This is a genomic window from Pseudomonas indica NBRC 103045, from assembly GCF_002091635.1.
GTDB lineage: Bacteria > Pseudomonadota > Gammaproteobacteria > Pseudomonadales > Pseudomonadaceae > Pseudomonas_M > Pseudomonas_M indica.
The window spans coordinates 88118-103974 of record NZ_BDAC01000008.1 but is presented as its reverse complement, the minus strand read 5'-3'; the positions used below and the strand labels follow the sequence as shown (position 1 = coordinate 103974).

The 15857-nt window shown below is 63.5% G+C and carries 15 protein-coding genes and 1 pseudogene; 6 read left to right on the top strand and 10 right to left on the bottom strand.

Annotated features, from left to right (window positions below):
• The first annotated feature begins 39 nt into the window (after positions 1-39).
• On the top strand, positions 40-795 hold the full coding sequence (locus PIN01S_RS11780; protein WP_084335862.1) for a substrate-binding periplasmic protein: 756 nt from the start codon (positions 40-42) through the stop codon (positions 793-795).
• Between the two features lie 10 nt (positions 796-805).
• Here PIN01S_RS11780 and PIN01S_RS11775 read toward each other — a convergent pair.
• The 4 genes and pseudogenes from PIN01S_RS11775 to gpmI all read right to left on the bottom strand — a co-directional run bounded on the left by PIN01S_RS11775 (position 806) and on the right by gpmI (position 5882).
• Positions 806-1536 (bottom strand): annotated as a pseudogene (locus PIN01S_RS11775) (divergent polysaccharide deacetylase family protein).
• A 42-nt stretch (positions 1537-1578) separates the two neighbouring features.
• Entirely contained in the window at positions 1579-2922 is a 1344-nt protein-coding gene (locus PIN01S_RS11770; RefSeq protein WP_084335861.1) for a S41 family peptidase, read from the bottom strand.
• Between the two features lie 30 nt (positions 2923-2952).
• The gene (locus PIN01S_RS11765) at positions 2953-4209 is read right to left on the bottom strand and encodes a murein hydrolase activator EnvC family protein (protein ID WP_084335860.1); all 1257 of its coding nucleotides are present in this window, start codon (positions 4207-4209) and stop codon (positions 2953-2955) included.
• A gap of 137 nt (positions 4210-4346) precedes the next feature.
• Positions 4347-5882, bottom strand: coding sequence for a 2,3-bisphosphoglycerate-independent phosphoglycerate mutase (gene gpmI, locus PIN01S_RS11760; RefSeq protein WP_084335859.1), 1536 nt, complete (start codon positions 5880-5882; stop codon positions 4347-4349).
• A gap of 138 nt (positions 5883-6020) precedes the next feature.
• On the opposite strand from gpmI, the gene PIN01S_RS11755 reads away from it, so the two are divergent.
• From PIN01S_RS11755 to secB, 3 genes are read left to right on the top strand one after another with little or no spacing between them, the layout of a single operon-like run.
• Positions 6021-6434, top strand: a complete 414-nt coding sequence (locus PIN01S_RS11755) for a rhodanese-like domain-containing protein (protein ID WP_084335858.1) — start codon at positions 6021-6023, stop codon at positions 6432-6434.
• A gap of 1 nt (position 6435) precedes the next feature.
• Positions 6436-6702 carry a glutaredoxin 3 gene (grxC, locus tag PIN01S_RS11750; RefSeq protein ID WP_084335857.1) on the top strand — a complete coding sequence of 89 codons (267 nt, stop codon included), beginning with the start codon at positions 6436-6438 and terminating at the stop codon, positions 6700-6702.
• 50 nt (positions 6703-6752) lie between these two features.
• The gene (gene secB, locus PIN01S_RS11745; RefSeq protein WP_084335856.1) at positions 6753-7241 is read left to right on the top strand and encodes a protein-export chaperone SecB; all 489 of its coding nucleotides are present in this window, start codon (positions 6753-6755) and stop codon (positions 7239-7241) included.
• 54 nt (positions 7242-7295) lie between these two features.
• On the opposite strand, the gene trmL is transcribed toward secB, so the two are convergent.
• Positions 7296-7754: a tRNA (uridine(34)/cytosine(34)/5-carboxymethylaminomethyluridine(34)-2'-O)-methyltransferase TrmL gene (trmL, locus tag PIN01S_RS11740; RefSeq protein WP_084335855.1), complete on the bottom strand. Its 459-nt coding sequence runs from the start codon at positions 7752-7754 to the stop codon at positions 7296-7298.
• Here trmL and PIN01S_RS11735 point away from each other — a divergent pair.
• Positions 7753-8193, top strand: a complete 441-nt coding sequence (locus tag PIN01S_RS11735; protein ID WP_084335854.1) for a hypothetical protein — start codon at positions 7753-7755, stop codon at positions 8191-8193. The genes trmL and PIN01S_RS11735 overlap by 2 nt on opposite strands.
• Before the next feature lie 370 nt (positions 8194-8563).
• Here PIN01S_RS11735 and ntrC read toward each other — a convergent pair whose 3' ends face one another.
• The 5 genes from ntrC to glnA all read right to left on the bottom strand — a co-directional run bounded on the left by ntrC (position 8564) and on the right by glnA (position 14000).
• The gene (gene ntrC, locus PIN01S_RS11730; protein WP_084335853.1) at positions 8564-10000 is read right to left on the bottom strand and encodes a nitrogen regulation protein NR(I); all 1437 of its coding nucleotides are present in this window, start codon (positions 9998-10000) and stop codon (positions 8564-8566) included.
• Positions 9997-11082, bottom strand: coding sequence for a nitrogen regulation protein NR(II) (gene glnL / locus PIN01S_RS11725; RefSeq protein ID WP_084335852.1), 1086 nt, complete (start codon positions 11080-11082; stop codon positions 9997-9999). The genes ntrC and glnL overlap by 4 nt, the downstream gene beginning before the upstream one ends.
• A 209-nt stretch (positions 11083-11291) precedes the next feature.
• Positions 11292-11900 carry a DUF4124 domain-containing protein gene (locus PIN01S_RS11720; RefSeq protein ID WP_084335851.1) on the bottom strand — a complete coding sequence of 203 codons (609 nt, stop codon included), beginning with the start codon at positions 11898-11900 and terminating at the stop codon, positions 11292-11294.
• A 3-nt stretch (positions 11901-11903) separates the two neighbouring features.
• Positions 11904-12431 (bottom strand): DUF4124 domain-containing protein, encoded by a 528-nt coding sequence (locus PIN01S_RS11715; protein WP_084335850.1) that lies wholly within the window; start codon positions 12429-12431, stop codon positions 11904-11906.
• A gap of 165 nt (positions 12432-12596) precedes the next feature.
• On the bottom strand, positions 12597-14000 hold the full coding sequence (glnA, locus tag PIN01S_RS11710) for a glutamate--ammonia ligase (protein WP_084335849.1): 1404 nt from the start codon (positions 13998-14000) through the stop codon (positions 12597-12599).
• Positions 14001-14330: 330 nt separating this feature from the next.
• On the opposite strand from glnA, the gene thiI reads away from it, so the two are divergent.
• A complete protein-coding gene (thiI, locus tag PIN01S_RS11705; RefSeq protein WP_084335848.1) occupies positions 14331-15836 on the top strand; it encodes a tRNA uracil 4-sulfurtransferase ThiI in 1506 nt (501 codons plus the stop codon).
• The last annotated feature ends 21 nt before the right edge of the window (positions 15837-15857 follow it).

The window sequence follows — 15857 nt, the reverse complement described above, 5'->3', positions numbered from 1 at the left end:
ATGGTGACAATCAAAACAACGATGGGGAGCGCTGCAGTCATGCTGAAACTGTTGAAAAGGGCCGTTCTGCTGGGTTTGGTGATGGGGGCCGCCGTGGCCCATGCCGAGTTGCCGCCTGACTACAAGGTGGTGCTGCTGACGGAAAACTTCCCGCCTTTCAACATGGCGGTGGACGACAAGAACTTTGCCCGTGACGAGGGTATCGACGGGATCAGCGCCGATATCGTTCGCGAGATGTTCAAGCGGGCCGGCATCAGCTACACCCTCAGCCTGCGCTTCCCCTGGGACCGCCTGTATCGCCTGACCCTCGATAAGCCGAGCTATGGCTTGTTCTCCACCACCTTCACCGCCGAGCGCCAGCCGCTGTTCAAGTGGGTAGGCCCGATTGCCAAGACCAGTTGGGTACTGTTGTCCGCCCCAGGCAACAAGCTCCAGATCAAGGATCTGAAAGACGCCGGGCAGTACCGGATCGGCGCCTACAAGAACGATGCGGTGAGCCAGCACCTGGAAAGCATCGGCTTGAAGCCGGCCAATGCTCTGCGCGATCAGGAAAACGTGAAGAAGCTGATCAAAGGGCAGATCGACGTCTGGGCGACCACCGATCCGGTTGGCCGTTACCTGGCCAAGCAGGAAGGTGTCACCGGGCTGGAAACCGTGCTGCGCTTCAATGAGGCCGAGCTTTATCTGGCGCTGAACAAGGACACCCCGGACGAAGTGGTGCAGCGCCTGCAGAAGGCGCTCGATGAGCTGCGTGCCGAGGGCTTCGTCGACGAGATCACCTCCAGCTATCTGTGAGTCTCGCGCCCTACCGGTAGTAGCCGTTCTTCCCGTGCGCCGCCATCGCCCGATTGCCGCGCACGGCGATCATTTGCCTGATCTCTATCCATTCGATGCCTTGCGCGGCGAGCCGCGGCAGCTTGCGTTCGAGCACGGCCAGGGTGGACGGGTAGGGATGGCCGATCATCACCGCCGATCCCTGCCGGCGTGCCAGTTCGACGGCCCGCTCGAATTGCCGGGCGATGGCTTCGGGTGACGGATCGTCATCGAGGAAGACATCGCGCGACAGGCTGGCCAAGCCGATGCGCTGGGCTTCAGCGGCGGCGTGGGTGCTGGCGCTGGTCCGGCTGTCGAGAAAGAACAGATGGCGGCGCTGCAGTTCGTTCATCAGCCCGGCCATGACCGGGACATCGGCGGTCATCCGGCTCCCCATGTGGTTGTTCAGGCCACGGGCATGGGGCACGGCACGTAAGGCCGCGTCGAGGCGCTCGAAACGCTCGGCGGCCGGCTGTTCGGGATGCCAGGAAAAAGGCCCTTCGGCTGGGTCCATGGGCAATGCAGCATGACCGTCTTGCCGGCGGTGTACGCCTCCCGGGCCAGTTCGGTGGCGTGAGGTGTGTCCGGCAGGATGGCCATCGCCACGGGGCCGGGCAGAGCCAGGACACGGCGGTCGCGCGTCAGGTTTTGGCCGAGGTCGTCGATGACCAGGCTGAGTCGGGCGGAATGACTCGGGGGCGCCGAAGGCTGGGCACAGACCATGGCCGCGCCCAGCAGCAGTAGCAGCGCCCAGCCCCGCACCGGTTATTCGCCGCGGGTAACGCTCAGGCCTTTCAGCAGGTTGAGGGCTTGCCCCAGCTGGTAGTCGTCGTCCTGCGGACGCGGGTCCTTGCTGCGCTCCTTCTGCTTGCTGCTCGGCTTGTCCTCGCCGCCGTTGCCGTTGCCGAGGTGCCCTTGCAGGTCTGCTTCGCGGAAGTTCTCGCCGTCCTGTTCGCGGGTCAACTTGGCGCGGCCGACTTCGATATCCGGCTCGATGCCCTGGGCCTGGATCGACCGGCCGTTCGGCGTGTAATACAGGGCGGTGGTGAGCTTTAGGCCGCGGTCGTTGTTCAGCGGCAGGACGGTCTGCACCGAGCCCTTGCCGAAGGTGTCAGTACCCATCAGCACGCCGCGTTTGTGATCCTGAAGGGCGCCGGCGACGATCTCTGAGGCGGAGGCGCTGCCGCCATTGATCAGCACCACCAGCGGCACGCCTTCGCTGGCGTCGGCCGGGTCGGCGGAGAAACGCAGCTCGGAGTTGGCGATACGCCCCTTGGTGTAGACGATCAGCCCCTTGGTGAGGAAGTGGTCGGAGACTTCCACGGCTGCCTGCAGCACCCCGCCGGGGTTGTTGCGCAGGTCGAGGACCAGGCCGTTGAGTTTCTTGCCGCCGTTATCCTTCTTCAGTCTGGCGAGGGCCTTGCCGACTTCTTCGCCGCTGTTGATCTGGAACTGGGTGATACGAATGTAACCGTAGCCGGGTTCGAGCAACTGGCTCTTCACGCTCTTGACCTTGATCACCGCGCGGGTCAGCTCGACATCGAAGGGCTTGCCGCCTTCGCGGACCAGGGTCAGCGTGATCTTGCTGCCGGGCTTGCCGCGCATCTTTTCCACCGCTTCCATCATCGACAGGCCTTTGGTCGGCTGGCCGTCGATCTTGACGATGAGGTCGCCGGCCTCGATGCCGGCCTTGGACGCAGGGGTGTCGTCGATCGGCGAAACGACCTTGATGAAGCCGTCTTCCACGCCGACCTCGATGCCCAGGCCGCCGAATTCGCCGCTGGTGCTTTCCTGCAACTCGGCGAACGCCTCCGGCTCGAGGTAGGCCGAGTGCGGGTCGAGGTTGCTGAGCATGCCCTTGATGGCGTTTTCCAGCAGGGTCTTGTCATCCACCGGCTCGACGTAGGCGGCCTTGATACGGTCGAGTACCTCGGCGAAGGTGCGCAGCTCGTCGAGCGGCAGCGGTGCCTTGTTCTGCGCGGGAGCCGCCTCGGGGGCCGGTGCCGTGGAGGCCGGCGGCTCCTGGGCCCAGGCGTTGCCAATGGCAACGCCCAGCGTCAATGCCAGGGCGAACGAGGTGGGGCGGGCAAAACGGCGCACTTGCGGCATGTTCAACTCCAAAGGGTGATAAGGGTCGCGCTATCCCTGCGCACGACACCATAGGGCGGGGTCGCTGGGGCGGCCCTGCTGGCGAATGGCGAAGTACAGCGCGGGCGTATTCTGGCCACCACTGGTACCGACGGTGGCAATAGGCTCGCCAGCCTTGACGATGTCTCCGGCATCTTTCAACAGGCTCTGGTTGTGCCCGTAAAGGCTCAGATAACCATTGCCATGGTCGAGAATGACGAGAAGCCCGGCGCCGCGCAACCAGTCGGCGAACACCACGCGTCCGCCGTAGACGGCGCGTACCTGGCTGCCGGCCGCGGCGCCGATCAGCACGCCGTCCCACTTGGTTCGAGCGTCGCTGCCGCGCGGAGTGCCGTAGCGGGCGACGAGACGGCCGTCTACCGGCCATGGCAGCTTGCCCTTGGCCTGGGAGAACGGACCGCCGTAGCTGGTGCCGGTGCTGGATACCAGGGGGCCGTCGGCTGTGGCCGGGCGGCCGGGGCGTGACTGCTCCTGCTGCTGGCGCCGCTGCTCGGCGAGCGCGCGCTGGCGGGCTTCTTCGGCTTCCCGGGCCTGGCGTGCCAGGGTTTCCTCGATGGTCTTGAGCACCTGGGCCAGTTCGGCCTGTTCCTGCTGGCGGGCTTTCAGCTTCTGGCCGCCAGCGGAGTATTCGTGATTCAGCTTGGCCAATGCCTGCTGGCGCTCCTGGCGTACCGCCGCGAGCTGTTCGCGGCGGCTGTCGAGGGCACTGCGCTGCTCCGAGAGCTGGGCCTGCTGGGTGGCGATGTCGTTTTCCACATTGGCCAGTTGGCGCAGGGTTTCGTTGAAGGTTTCGAGCTGCTCCAACCGCGCCTGGCTGAGGTAGTCATAGTAGGTGAGGGTGCGCGAGAACTTCTCCGGCTCCTGCTGGTTGAGTAGCAGCTTCAAGTATTCCTGGCGACCGCTCTGGTAGGCGGCACGGGCCTGGATGCCGATCAGTCTTTGCTGTTCAAGGCGCGCGTCCTGGAGTTTTTTTTTCTCCTGGTTGAGGCGCTGGATCTCGTCCTCGCTCTTCTTCAGCTCGTTTTCGAGGCTCTTGACCTGCTTTTCCAGATCGCCCATCTCGGTTTCGGTGGAGCGCAGCTCTTTCTGGACGCCGGATTTTTCCTGCTGCAACTGCTCGAGCAGCTTCTTCAGTTCGGCGACATCCTTGCGCGCCGCCTCCAGTTGCTGCTGAGTTTCGGCGCGTTGGTCGGCAATGGCCTGGCTGAACAGGCCGGCAAGAACAACGAGGGCGAGGGCGCGGAGCATGGCGTGCGACACCGGGGGAGAAGAAACGGCCCTAAGTATGCCTAAAAATTCGGCGCCGGGCTGCAATCCATGTCGGCAATCCGAGCGCCTGGCGGCGGTGGGCCGCCAGGTGTGTCGAATGGCCCGCAGCGCCGGGCTCAGTCCAGTTCGACGATCGAGCGGCCGGTCATTTCCGACGGCTGCGGCAGGCCGAGCAGCTTGAGCATGGTCGGCGCCACGTCGGCCAGCACACCGCCTTCGCGGATGTGCAGCTTGCGCTTGCCGACGTAGATGAACGGTACCGGTTCGCAGGTGTGCGCGGTGTGCGCCTGGCCGGTGGTTTCGTCTTCCATCTGCTCGACGTTGCCGTGGTCGGCGGTGATCAGCGCTTCGCCGCCCACCTTGTCCAGCGCGTCGACGATCCGGCCCATGCAGGTATCCAGGCATTCGACGGCCTTGACCGCCGCCTCGAAGACGCCGGTGTGGCCGACCATGTCGCCGTTGGCGTAGTTGACCACGATCACGTCGTAGCGCTGCTGTTCGATGGCTTCGACGATGCGATCGGTGACTTCCGGCGCGCTCATTTCCGGCTGCAGATCGTAGGTGGCGACCTTCGGCGACGGGATAAGGATGCGTTCCTCGCCTTCGAACGGCTCTTCACGGCCGCCGGAGAAGAAGAAGGTGACGTGGGCGTATTTCTCGGTCTCGGCTATGCGCAGTTGGGTCTTGCCGTTCTTCGCCAGGTATTCGCCGAGCACGTTGGTCAAGGGTTCCGGCGCGAAGGCGCAGGGCGCCTGGATGCTGGCGGAGTACTGGGTGAGCATGACGAAGCCGGCCAGGGCCGGTACGCGGCTGCGTTCGAATTCCTCGAAGCCGGGCTCGACGAAGGCGCGGGTCAGCTCGCGGGCGCGGTCGGCACGGAAGTTCATGAATATCACGGCGTCGCCATCCTCGACCTTCACCGGTGAGCCGATGGCCGTGGCCTTGACGAATTCGTCGCTTTCGCCGCGCTCGTAGGCGGCATTGAGGCCGTCGAGCGCCGTGTCGGCGAGGTGCTCGGCCTTCCCATCGACGATCAGCTCGTAGGCGGCCTGGACGCGGTCCCAGCGGTTATCTCGGTCCATGGCGTAGTAGCGGCCGATCAGCGAGGCGATGCGGCCCTTGCCGAGGCGGGCGAAGGTGGTGTCGAGCAGTTCGATGTAGCTTTGGGCGCTCTTCGGCGGCGTGTCGCGGCCGTCGAGGAAGGCATGCAGGTAGATTTTCTCGGCGCCGCGCTTGGCCGCCATCTCGGCCATCGCGACCAGGTGATCCTGGTGGCTGTGCACGCCGCCATCGGACAGCAGGCCGAGGATATGTACCGCCTTGCCGGCGCTGGCGGCCTTGTCCACCGCGGCGGCGATCGCTGGGTTCTCGAAGAACTCGCCGTCGCGGATCGCCTTGGTCACGCGGGTGAAGTCCTGGTAGACGACACGGCCGGCACCGAGGTTCATGTGCCCCACTTCGGAGTTGCCCATCTGACCGTCCGGCAGGCCGACGTCCATGCCCGAACCGGAGATCAGGCCGTGCGGCTGGGTGGCGCGCAGGCGGTCGTAGACCGGGGTGTTGGCGGCATGGATGGCGTTGTATTCGGGGCTGTCGCTGTGACCGAAGCCGTCCAGGATGATCAATACCAGAGGTTTGGGCGTCGCAGTCATGGGGTCGACTCTTGAGGGGTGGTCGAAAAAGGTCGGCATTCTAATGTCTGACACGGTTGGCGTCACGGCTCATCAGGGTTCAGCCGACATCGGGGCCTGTGTATACTGGCCGGCATTTTACCGTCCTGGAATCTATCGATGGTCGCCAAGCTGATTGAATTTATCTCTCATCACTATGTGCTCAGCAGCCTGTTCCTGGTGCTGCTGGTGCTCCTGATCATCACCGAGCTGCGCCGTGGCGGCCGCAGCCTCTCCACTCGCGAGCTGACCGCGCTGGTCAACGGCGAGCAGGCCGTGGTGTTGGACGTGCGCGCGAAGAAGGAGTTCGATGGCGGGCACATCGTCGACGCCTTGAACATTCCTTATGAGAAGCTGGTCAACCGCATAGCCGAGCTGGAAAAGCACAAGGCCAAGACCATCATCGTGGTCGATGCCATGGGCCAGCACGCCGGCACCGTCTGCCGCGAGCTGAAGAAGGCCGGCTATACGGCCGCCAAGCTGTCCGGTGGGATTGCCAGCTGGCGGGGAGACAACCTACCGCTGGTGAAGTGATATGTCCAAGATCGTCATCTATACCACCGCCTGGTGTCCCTATTGCATTCGCGCCAAGCAGTTGCTGAACCACAAGGGCGTTTCCTTCGAGGAAATCTCGGTCGACGGCAAGCCTGACCTGCGTGCCGAGATGGCCCGCAAGGCGGGACGTACCTCGGTGCCGCAGATCTGGATCAACGGTGCCCATATCGGTGGTTGCGACGATCTTTATGCGCTGGAGCGCGCCGGCAAGCTGGATGCGCGTCTGGCGGAAGCTGTTCAATCCTGACTCGGGGGCTTTTCGCCCCCTCTCGCAACGCAAGACAAGAAGGCTCTGCCATGACCGACCAACAAGCGAACGGCTCCACCCAGAACGGCCAAGGGCCGCAATTCTCCCTGCAGCGCATCTACGTGCGCGACCTGTCCTTCGAAGCCCCGAAAAGCCCGGAAATCTTCCGCCAGGAGTGGTCGCCGAGCGTTTCCCTGGACCTCAACACCCGCCAGAAGCACCTCGAAGCCGATTTCCATGAAGTGGTGCTGACCCTGTCGGTCACCGTGAAGAACGGCGAGGAAGTCGCTTTCATCGCCGAAGTCCAGCAGGCCGGCATCTTCCTGATCAAGGGCCTGGACGCGGCGTCCATGAGCCATACCCTTGGCGCTTTCTGCCCGAACATCCTGTTCCCCTATGCCCGCGAGACACTGGACAGCTTGGTCACCCGTGGCTCGTTCCCGGCGCTGATGCTGGCGCCGGTGAACTTCGACGCCCTGTATGCCCAGGAACTGGCGCGCATGCAGGCGGCTGGCGAGGCGCCTAGCGCGATTCAGTAAGTCGGTTGCGGCAATGCCATGAAGCGCCCCTCGGGGCGCTTTTTTATCGCCTCTCTATAGGGCGAAACCCTGTTGCCGCCAAGCCTCGTAGACGGCGACCGCAACGGTGTTGGACAGGTTGAGGCTGCGGCAGCCCTCGCGCATCGGCAAGCGCAGCCGCTGCCCGGTCGGCAGGCTGTCGCGGATTTCCTGCGGCAGGCCACGGCTTTCCGGGCCGAAGAGAAAGGCATCGCCCGGCTGGTAGCGGACCTCATGGTAGGGCTGGGTGCCTTTGGTGGTGAAGGCGAAGACACGGGGATGGCCAAGGTTGTCCAGGCAGGCCGACAGGTCCGAGTGGCGCTTCAGCGTGGCGTATTCATGGTAGTCCAGGCCGGCGCGGCGCAGGCGCTTGTCGTCCAGTTCGAAACCTAGCGGTTCGATCAGATGCAACGCGCAGCCGGTGTTGGCGCAGAGCCTGATAATGTTGCCGGTGTTCGGCGGGATTTCCGGTTGAAAGAGGATCACGTGAAACATGCACGGCTCCGACACTGAGGACGGGCGGCATTCTAACCCCGAAGAGGACCCTCGGCCGCGCCTGTGGCTGCGCTTTCTCGCTTCGCTGGCGCTGATCGGCTTTCTGGTCGGGCTGATGATCGGGCGTCTCACGCAATCGGAGCCGGTGGTCCTGCAGCGGGTCGAGGAGCGTCCGGCGGGGCTGGTCCTGTGGTTCGACCATGAGCCAAAAGTGTTCGTGGAGCACTTGGATGGTGCATTTGCGCTGTCCGTCGAGGCGGTCGCCCGAGCGCGTGCAGGACGTGTCGAACTGGCGGGAAAACCCGTCAATTGGCGGCTACAGAGCGGAGATAAGGGGTTTTTACTGCGATTTGTGGCTGCCCGCCCACTCCGCGGCGCATGGGAGGCTGCGGAAGTGGACGGGCAGTGGCGGCTGTCGATCAGCCTGCGGGAGGAATAAAAGAGGGGAATCCCCGGCCTGCCTGTACCAAGGCCCCCGAAACTGGTGGTCACTTTCCATAATGCAGGGCGCGTGCCAATTTTTCAGAGGCCATCCCTGGAAGCGCTCGGATACCGCCGAGGTATTATTGGTCCTTTTCGTGACCGTATAGTTTCAGTCTTCCTCGAATTTTTCGTTGGAGGTGCCCGGACGGTTTATGGCGCTTCGCCTGAGCTGTTCTGGTGCTGTCCGGCGGGGGGCGGGTTTGAGTGCCAAGTAAGGTAAGGCAGAGAAGAGCGGGCGAATGAATTCGCCCTTACAGAGAGGTAGCAGGCGGTGAGGTAGTGGGGCGGGCCGGATTGGACCGGCCGTGGCCTTGTCGGGTGAGGCCTTAGGAATCGTCGCCTTCGTCGTCGTCTCCGCCATCCACCTTCATGCCCAGTTCCTTGATCTTGCGGGTCAGGGTGTTGCGGCCCCAGCCGAGCAGGATGGCGGCGTCGCGGCGGCGGCCTGCGGTATGTTTCAACGCGGTTTCGATCATGATCCGCTCGAAGGTCGGTACGGCGCTGTCGAGCAGGCTGGACTGCCCGCGTGTCAGCGCCTGGTCGGCCCACTGGCGCAGTGCCTGCTCCCAGTTGGTCACCGGTGTGGCGTCCTGGGGCTGGGTCAGCAGTTCCGGCGGCAGGTCGTCGACATGCACCTCACGCCCGGACGCCATCACGGTGATCCAGCGGCAGGTGTTCTCCAACTGGCGAACGTTACCCGGCCAGGGCAGGTTCATCAGGTAGTCTTCGGTTTCGCTCTTGAGCAGCTTGGGTTCGACCGACAGTTCCTGCGCGGCGCGGCTGAGGAAGTGGCGGGCCAGGGCGGGGATGTCTTCGCGGCGGTCGGCCAGGCGCGGGATGTGGATGCGGATGACGTTGAGCCGGTGGAACAGGTCCTCGCGGAACTTGCCGGCCTGGACCAGGTTTTCCAGATTCTGGTGGGTGGCGGCGATGATCCGCACGTCCACCTTGACCGGCGTATGGCCGCCGACCCGGTAGAACTCGCCGTCGGCCAAGACGCGCAGCAGGCGGGTCTGGGTATCGGCCGGCATATCGCCGATCTCGTCGAGGAACAGGGTGCCGCCGTCGGCCTGCTCGAAGCGGCCGCGCCGCTGGTTGGCCGCGCCGGTGAACGCACCTTTCTCGTGGCCGAACAGCTCGGACTCCATCAGGTCCTTCGGAATCGCCGCCATGTTCAGGGCGATGAACGGGGAGGCCGCGCGCGGGCTATGGCGATGCAGGGCATGAGCGACCAGTTCCTTGCCGGTACCGGACTCGCCGTTGATCAGCACAGTGATGTTCGAGTGGCTCAGACGGCCGATGGCGCGGAAGACCTCCTGCATGGCCGGTGCTTCGCCGATGATCTCGGGGGTGCGCGTCAGGTTGGCTGGAGTCTCCAGGCCCTGTTGCTCCTGGGCGTGAAGGTTGGCGCGCTTGACCAGCGAGACCGCTTCGTCCACGTCGAACGGCTTGGGCAGGTATTCGAAGGCGCCGCCCTGGTAGGACGCCACGGCGCTGTCCAGGTCGGAATGCGCGGTCATGATGATCACCGGCAGCCGCGGATACAGCTCGCGGATGCGGGCCAGCAGATCGAGGCCGCTGGCGCCGGGCATGCGGATGTCCGAAATGATCACGTCCGGCTGCTGGCGGGACAGGCGGTTGAGCACGCTGTCCGCATTGTCGAAGCTCTGGATGGTCATCCCTTCCTGTTGCAGGGCTTTTTCCAGTACCCAGCGGATGGAGCGGTCGTCGTCGACGATCCAGACGGTTTCGCTTCGGCTCATGGGGATACGGCTCCTTGTTCCAGCGGTAGGAAGATCGAGAACACGGTATGGCCGGGATGGCTTTCGCATTCGATCAGGCCCTGGTGCTGACTAATGATGTTCTGGGTGATGGCCAGCCCCAGCCCGGTACCGTCCGGACGGCCGCTGACCATGGGATAGAAGATGGTTTCCTGCAGCTCCTGCGGGATGCCGGGGCCGTTGTCGATGATCTCCACCTTGCACACCAGCCGGTGACGGGTGTGGCCGATGGTGAACTGGCGCAGCGTGCGGGTGCGCAGGCTGATGCGGCCGAGGCGCAGATCGCTCTGGCTGGCCAGTGCCTGCATGGCGTTGCGCACGATGTTGAGCACCGCCTGGATCATCTGCTCGCGATCGATCAGGACTTCCGGGATGCTCGGATCGTAGTCGCGCACCAAAGTGATGCGTCCCTGGCTTTCGGCCTCGACCAGGCTGCTGACCCGCTCCAGCACTTCATGGACGTTGGTCATCGCCAGCGACGGCAGCTTGTTCGAGCCGAGCATGCGGTCGACCAGGTTTCTCAGTCGGTCGGCCTCTTCGATGATGACGTTGGTGTAGTCCTTGAGGCTTTCGTCCGGCAGCTCGCGGGAGAGCAGTTGCGCCGCGCCGCGAATGCCGCCGAGCGGGTTCTTGATTTCGTGGGCCAGCCCTCTCACCAGCAGCTTGGTGGTCTCCTGCTTGGAGAGCTGGGCCTCTTCCTTGGTGATCCGCAGCAACCGATCGCGCGGATGGACTTCCAGCAGCAGCAGGGTTTCGCGCCGGTTGATGATGGGCGTCACTGCATAATCCACCGTCAGCGTCTGGCCGGTCAGCGAGGTCAGCATCGCCTCGCGCTTGGTGAAGGGGTGGGCTTGCTCGACCGCCTGGCGGAGCGACTGCAAGGCCTCGGGCGACTCGGTGAACAGTTCGCTGATGAATTGTCCGTGGCTACGTTGACCGCTGACCGCCAGTAGCATCTCCGCCGCCGGGTTCATGTACTCGAGGCGCAATTCGGCGTTGAGCAGGATGGTCGCGGTGGTGAGGTTGTCGAGCAGTAGTCGGTGCAGGGTGTCGTTGATAGTCATGATCGGGGTCTACAAACCCATAGCTCCGGCGTTGGGCAGAAAAATGCAAAAAGCAAACCAAAGCCCCGAAAAGACGCGCATCGACTGCGCCCTGGGTGCGCGCCGGCACGTTTCGGCGCAAAGCAGCGGCGGGTGACGAACCAATTTGGGGAAAGTATAGGAAGTGGTGCAGCTATGCGCACCGAAATGGTGCGCATCGTGTTTCGAGGTCAGAGGAAGGGAAGGATGCTGGGTTTTTCCTTGGGCTTGTCCTTCAACGGACATTCCGGGCGTACGCCGTAGTCGTCTTTCTTGCAGGGGTTGGCCAGGCGCTTCTGGGCCAGGGAGATACGCTTGATGTGGACCGGCTGGTTCGGGGTGCGCTCGAGGATGCGTCCGCTCGCGTCGATGATTTCCGCCGCCAGCTGATGCGTGCCGCGATCCAGGTTGTTCAGCGGAAACACCGGGCTCCGGCTCGGTGCGCCAGCGGGCTGGCCGTCGACGAACAGCCGGTAGTTATGCCCCGCCAACAGGCCCGGTTCGCTGACCAGGGTGACGATGAGGTTGCCGGTATTGTCGCGGATGGTGGCGTCGGGCTCGGGGAACAGAATGCGCAGGAGCTGGTAGGCCGGCGCGATCACGGTCTGGGGTGGGGAAGGCGGTGCGATGGCGACCGGTGCCGCCGGCATGGCATTGGCCGGCGCGAGCTGGATGCGCTCGGCGCGGTCGGACCGGGGGCGGTCGGTGAAAACGCGATTTCCCTCGGCGTCGATGTAGGTGTAAACCTCGGCGACGGCAGGCAGGCCGAGCAGCAGCAGGCAGAACAGCAGGTGGCGCATGACTCAGGAGCCTGGCTTGTTGATATGGACGCGTTGTACGGCGAAGGTCTTCGCGTCGCTCCTCTGGACGACGCGGTCGCCGCTGAGCACTTCCACCACCAGGCTGTGTTCGCCCCGGTCGATATTGACCAGTTGCAGGTGGGGCACGTTGGTGGGTTGGCCGTAAGGCTGGCCATCCAGAACCAGGCGCAGCAGGTGGCCTCGCTGCAGGCGGGGCTCCAGAGCCACGCCCACACTGAAGGTCCCGTTGTTGGCGCGCATCGCCTCGTCATCCGGAATACCGGTCAGCTCGAGCACGCTGTAAGGGTTTCCGGCGGCGGGTTGTTGATCGGCCTGGCTGGGAAGCGAAGGGGGCGGTGCGCTCATTTCCACCGTGTTCGGCGCCTTCACGTCCACCTCTTCGGCCTGCACGCCTTCCGGGGGCTGGTTGGTGTAGACGACATTGCCGTTGGCATCGGTGTACTTGTAGATCTGTGCAGCCATGGCCGGCAGGGCCAGGGCACCGATCAGGCAGGCGATTAGCAGGCGCATGGCGCTCTCCCGTGAGGTTCTGGCGCTAAGCCTTGCACCGTGCAGGGCACCTGGCAAGCGCGATGATTCAGGAGCGTGTCATCGCGCAAATCTTTCGCGGCGCAAATAAAAAGAGGCCTCCCGAAGGAGGCCTCTGAGTCATGCCGCTTGTGCGGTATGTCTGGATCAGACGCTGTAGTACAGGTCGTATTCCAGCGGGTGCACGAAGGTGCGCACCTTGATTTCTTCTTCGCTCTTCAGCTCGATGTAGGCATCGATGAACTCGTCGGTGAACACACCGCCCTTGGTCAGGAAGGCGCGATCGGCGTCCAGGGACTCCAGGGCTTCCTTCAGGCTGCCGCAAACCTGCGGGATTTCCTTCGCCTCTTCCGGCGGCAGGTCATACAGGTTCTTGTCGGCGGCATCGCCGGGGTGGATCTTGTTCTGGATACCGTCCAGGCCGGCCATCAGCAGAGCGGCGAAGGCCAGGTAGGGGTTGCACGCCGGGTCCGGGAAGCGCGCTTCGATACGGCGGGCTTTCGGGCTGTTGACGTACGGGATACGGATCGAGGCGGAACGGTTGCGGGCGGAGTAGGCCAGCATGACCGGGGCTTCGAAGCCGGGGACCAGACGCTTGTAGGAGTTGGTCGACGGGTTGGTGAAGCCGTTCAGGGCCTTGCCGTGCTTGATGATGCCGCCGATGAAGTACAGGGCGGTCTCGGACAGGCCGGCATAGCCTTCACCCGCGAAGGTGTTCTTGCCATCCTTGGAGATCGACATGTGCACGTGCATGCCCGAGCCGTTGTCGCCATACAGCGGCTTCGGCATGAAGGTCACGGTCTTGCCGTAGGCGTCGGCGACGTTGTGCACGCAGTACTTCAGGGTCTGCACTTCGTCGGCCTTGGCGACCAGGGTGTTGAACTTGACGCCGATTTCGTTCTGGCCGGCAGTCGCCACTTCGTGGTGGTGAACTTCGACCACCAGGCCCATTTCTTCCAGGGCGTTGCACATGGCGGTACGGATTTCGTGGTCGTGGTCGACCGGCGGTACCGGGAAGTAGCCGCCCTTGACGCCCGGACGGTGGCCCTTGTTGCCGCCGTCGATGTCGGCGTCGGTGTTCCAGGAGGCCTGCTCGGAGAAGATCTTGAACATGGAGCCGGAGATGTCCGACTTGAACTTCACTTCGTCGAAGATGAAGAACTCGGGTTCCGGACCGAAGAAGGCGGTGTCGCCGATGCCGGTGGACTTCAGGTATTCCTCGGCGCGGCGGGCGATGCCGCGCGGGTCGCGCTCGTAACCCTGCATGGTGGAGGGCTCGATGATGTCGCAGACGAGGATCAGGGTCGGCTCTTCGGTGAACGGGTCCAGGACGGCGGTGCTGTCGTCCGGCATCAGGATCATGTCGGATGCTTCGATGCCCTTCCAGCCGGCGATCGAGGAGCCGTCGAACATCTTGCCGTATTCGAAGAAGTCGTCGTCCGCATCGCGGGCCGGCATGGTGACGTGCTGCTGCTTGCCTTTGGTATCGGTGAAGCGCAGATCAATCCACTTCACGTCATTGTCTTTAATCAGTTGAAGCGCCTTCGACATGATGTCCTCCAGGTGAATGAGGGCAGGGTCTGTTATGCCCCCACGAATGGGTGAAGCCGGCGGGAATATTCCGCCAGGGCAACCTGCCTCACAAGGGAGCAAATTGCATGCCAGTGCCCTGGAATGGTGTGAGCCGCTTCAAGTCAGGCGTAGCGGGGCTTGGCAGGATATTTAAAGGAAATTTGAGCACCTTTTCGGTGCGCTATTTAAATCAATAGCTCTATTTTGGTGCATTGCAAATCGAGGCAGAGATTGCTGATTAAACCTTGAGCAATTTCCGCTATAATCCGCGCCCCTCTTTTTCGGCGCCCCGTCCCACACCGGCTTTTCATGAAACTCATCGTCAAGGTCTTTCCGGAAATCACCATCAAGAGCAGTCCGGTGCGCAAGCGTTTCATTCGCCAGTTGGCGAAGAACATTCGCACGGTGCTGCGCGACCTCGATCCCGATCTGGTGGTGAACGGTGTGTGGGACAACCTCGAGGTGGAAACCTCGGTCCGCGAGCCGAAGGCCCTGCGCGAGATGGTCGAGCGCCTGACCTGCACGCCGGGCATCGCCCACTTCCTCGAAGTGCACGAATACCCGCTGGGCGATTTCGACGACATCCTGGAGAAGTGCAAGCTGCACTTCGCCGACCAGTTGCCGGGCAAGATTTTCGCCGTGCGCTGCAAGCGCGCCGGCAAGCATCCCTTCACCTCCATGGAAGTCGAGCGCTATGTCGGCGGTTGTCTGCGCCAGCAGTGCGGTGCCGCCGGGATTTCGCTGAAGGCGCCGGAAGTGGAAGTGCGGATGGAAATCCGTGACCAGCGGCTGTTCATCATCCATAGCCAGCACGACAGTATCGGTGGCTATCCGCTGGGATCGCTGGAGCAGACCCTGGTGCTGATGTCCGGTGGCTTCGATTCCACCGTGGCGGCCTACCAGATGATGCGCCGCGGGCTGATGACGCACTTTTGCTTCTTCAACCTGGGCGGCCGCGCCCACGAGCTGGGGGTGATGGAAGTCGCCCACTACCTCTGGGAGAAATTCGGTCGTTCGCAGCGCGTGCTGTTCATCAGCGTGCCGTTCGAAGAAGTGGTGGGTGAGATTCTCGCCAAGGTCGACAACAGCCAGATGGGCGTGGTGCTCAAGCGCATGATGCTGCGCGCCGCGACCCGCGTCGCCGAGCGCCTGCAACTGGATGCGCTGGTCACCGGCGAAGCGATTTCCCAGGTGTCCAGCCAGACCCTGCCGAACCTCTCGGTGATCGACTCGGCCACCGACATGCTGGTGCTGCGTCCGCTGATCGCCAGCCACAAGCAGGACATCATCGACACCGCCATGCGCATCGGTACCGCCGAGTTCGCCATGCACATGCCGGAGTACTGCGGCGTGATTTCGGTGAACCCGACCACCCGGGCCAAGCCGGCACGCATCGTCTACGAGGAATCGCAGTTCGACATGGCGATCCTCGAGCGCGCCCTCGAGCGGGCCCGGCAGGTGACCATCGACCGGGTGATCGACGAGCTGGACGAAGACTTGCAGGTGGAAGAGGTGAGCGAAGCGCTGCCCGGCCAGATCGTGCTGGACATCCGCCACCCGGACGCCGTCGACGACGAACCGCTCGACCTGGGCGGCGTCGAAGTCAGACCCATGCCGTTCTATGCGATCAACAGCCGCTTCAAGGAACTGGATGAGAACCGCCAGTACCTGCTGTATTGCGATAAAGGTGTCATGAGCCGCCTGCATGCTCACCACCTGTTACACGAAGGGCATGCCAACGTGCGTGTCTACAGGCCCTTCGGCCAGGCCCAAGCCGCAAGCGACAAGCTGCAAGGGAAGAGCGAACAGTCATGAGAACCTGTCACATTCGCCGTA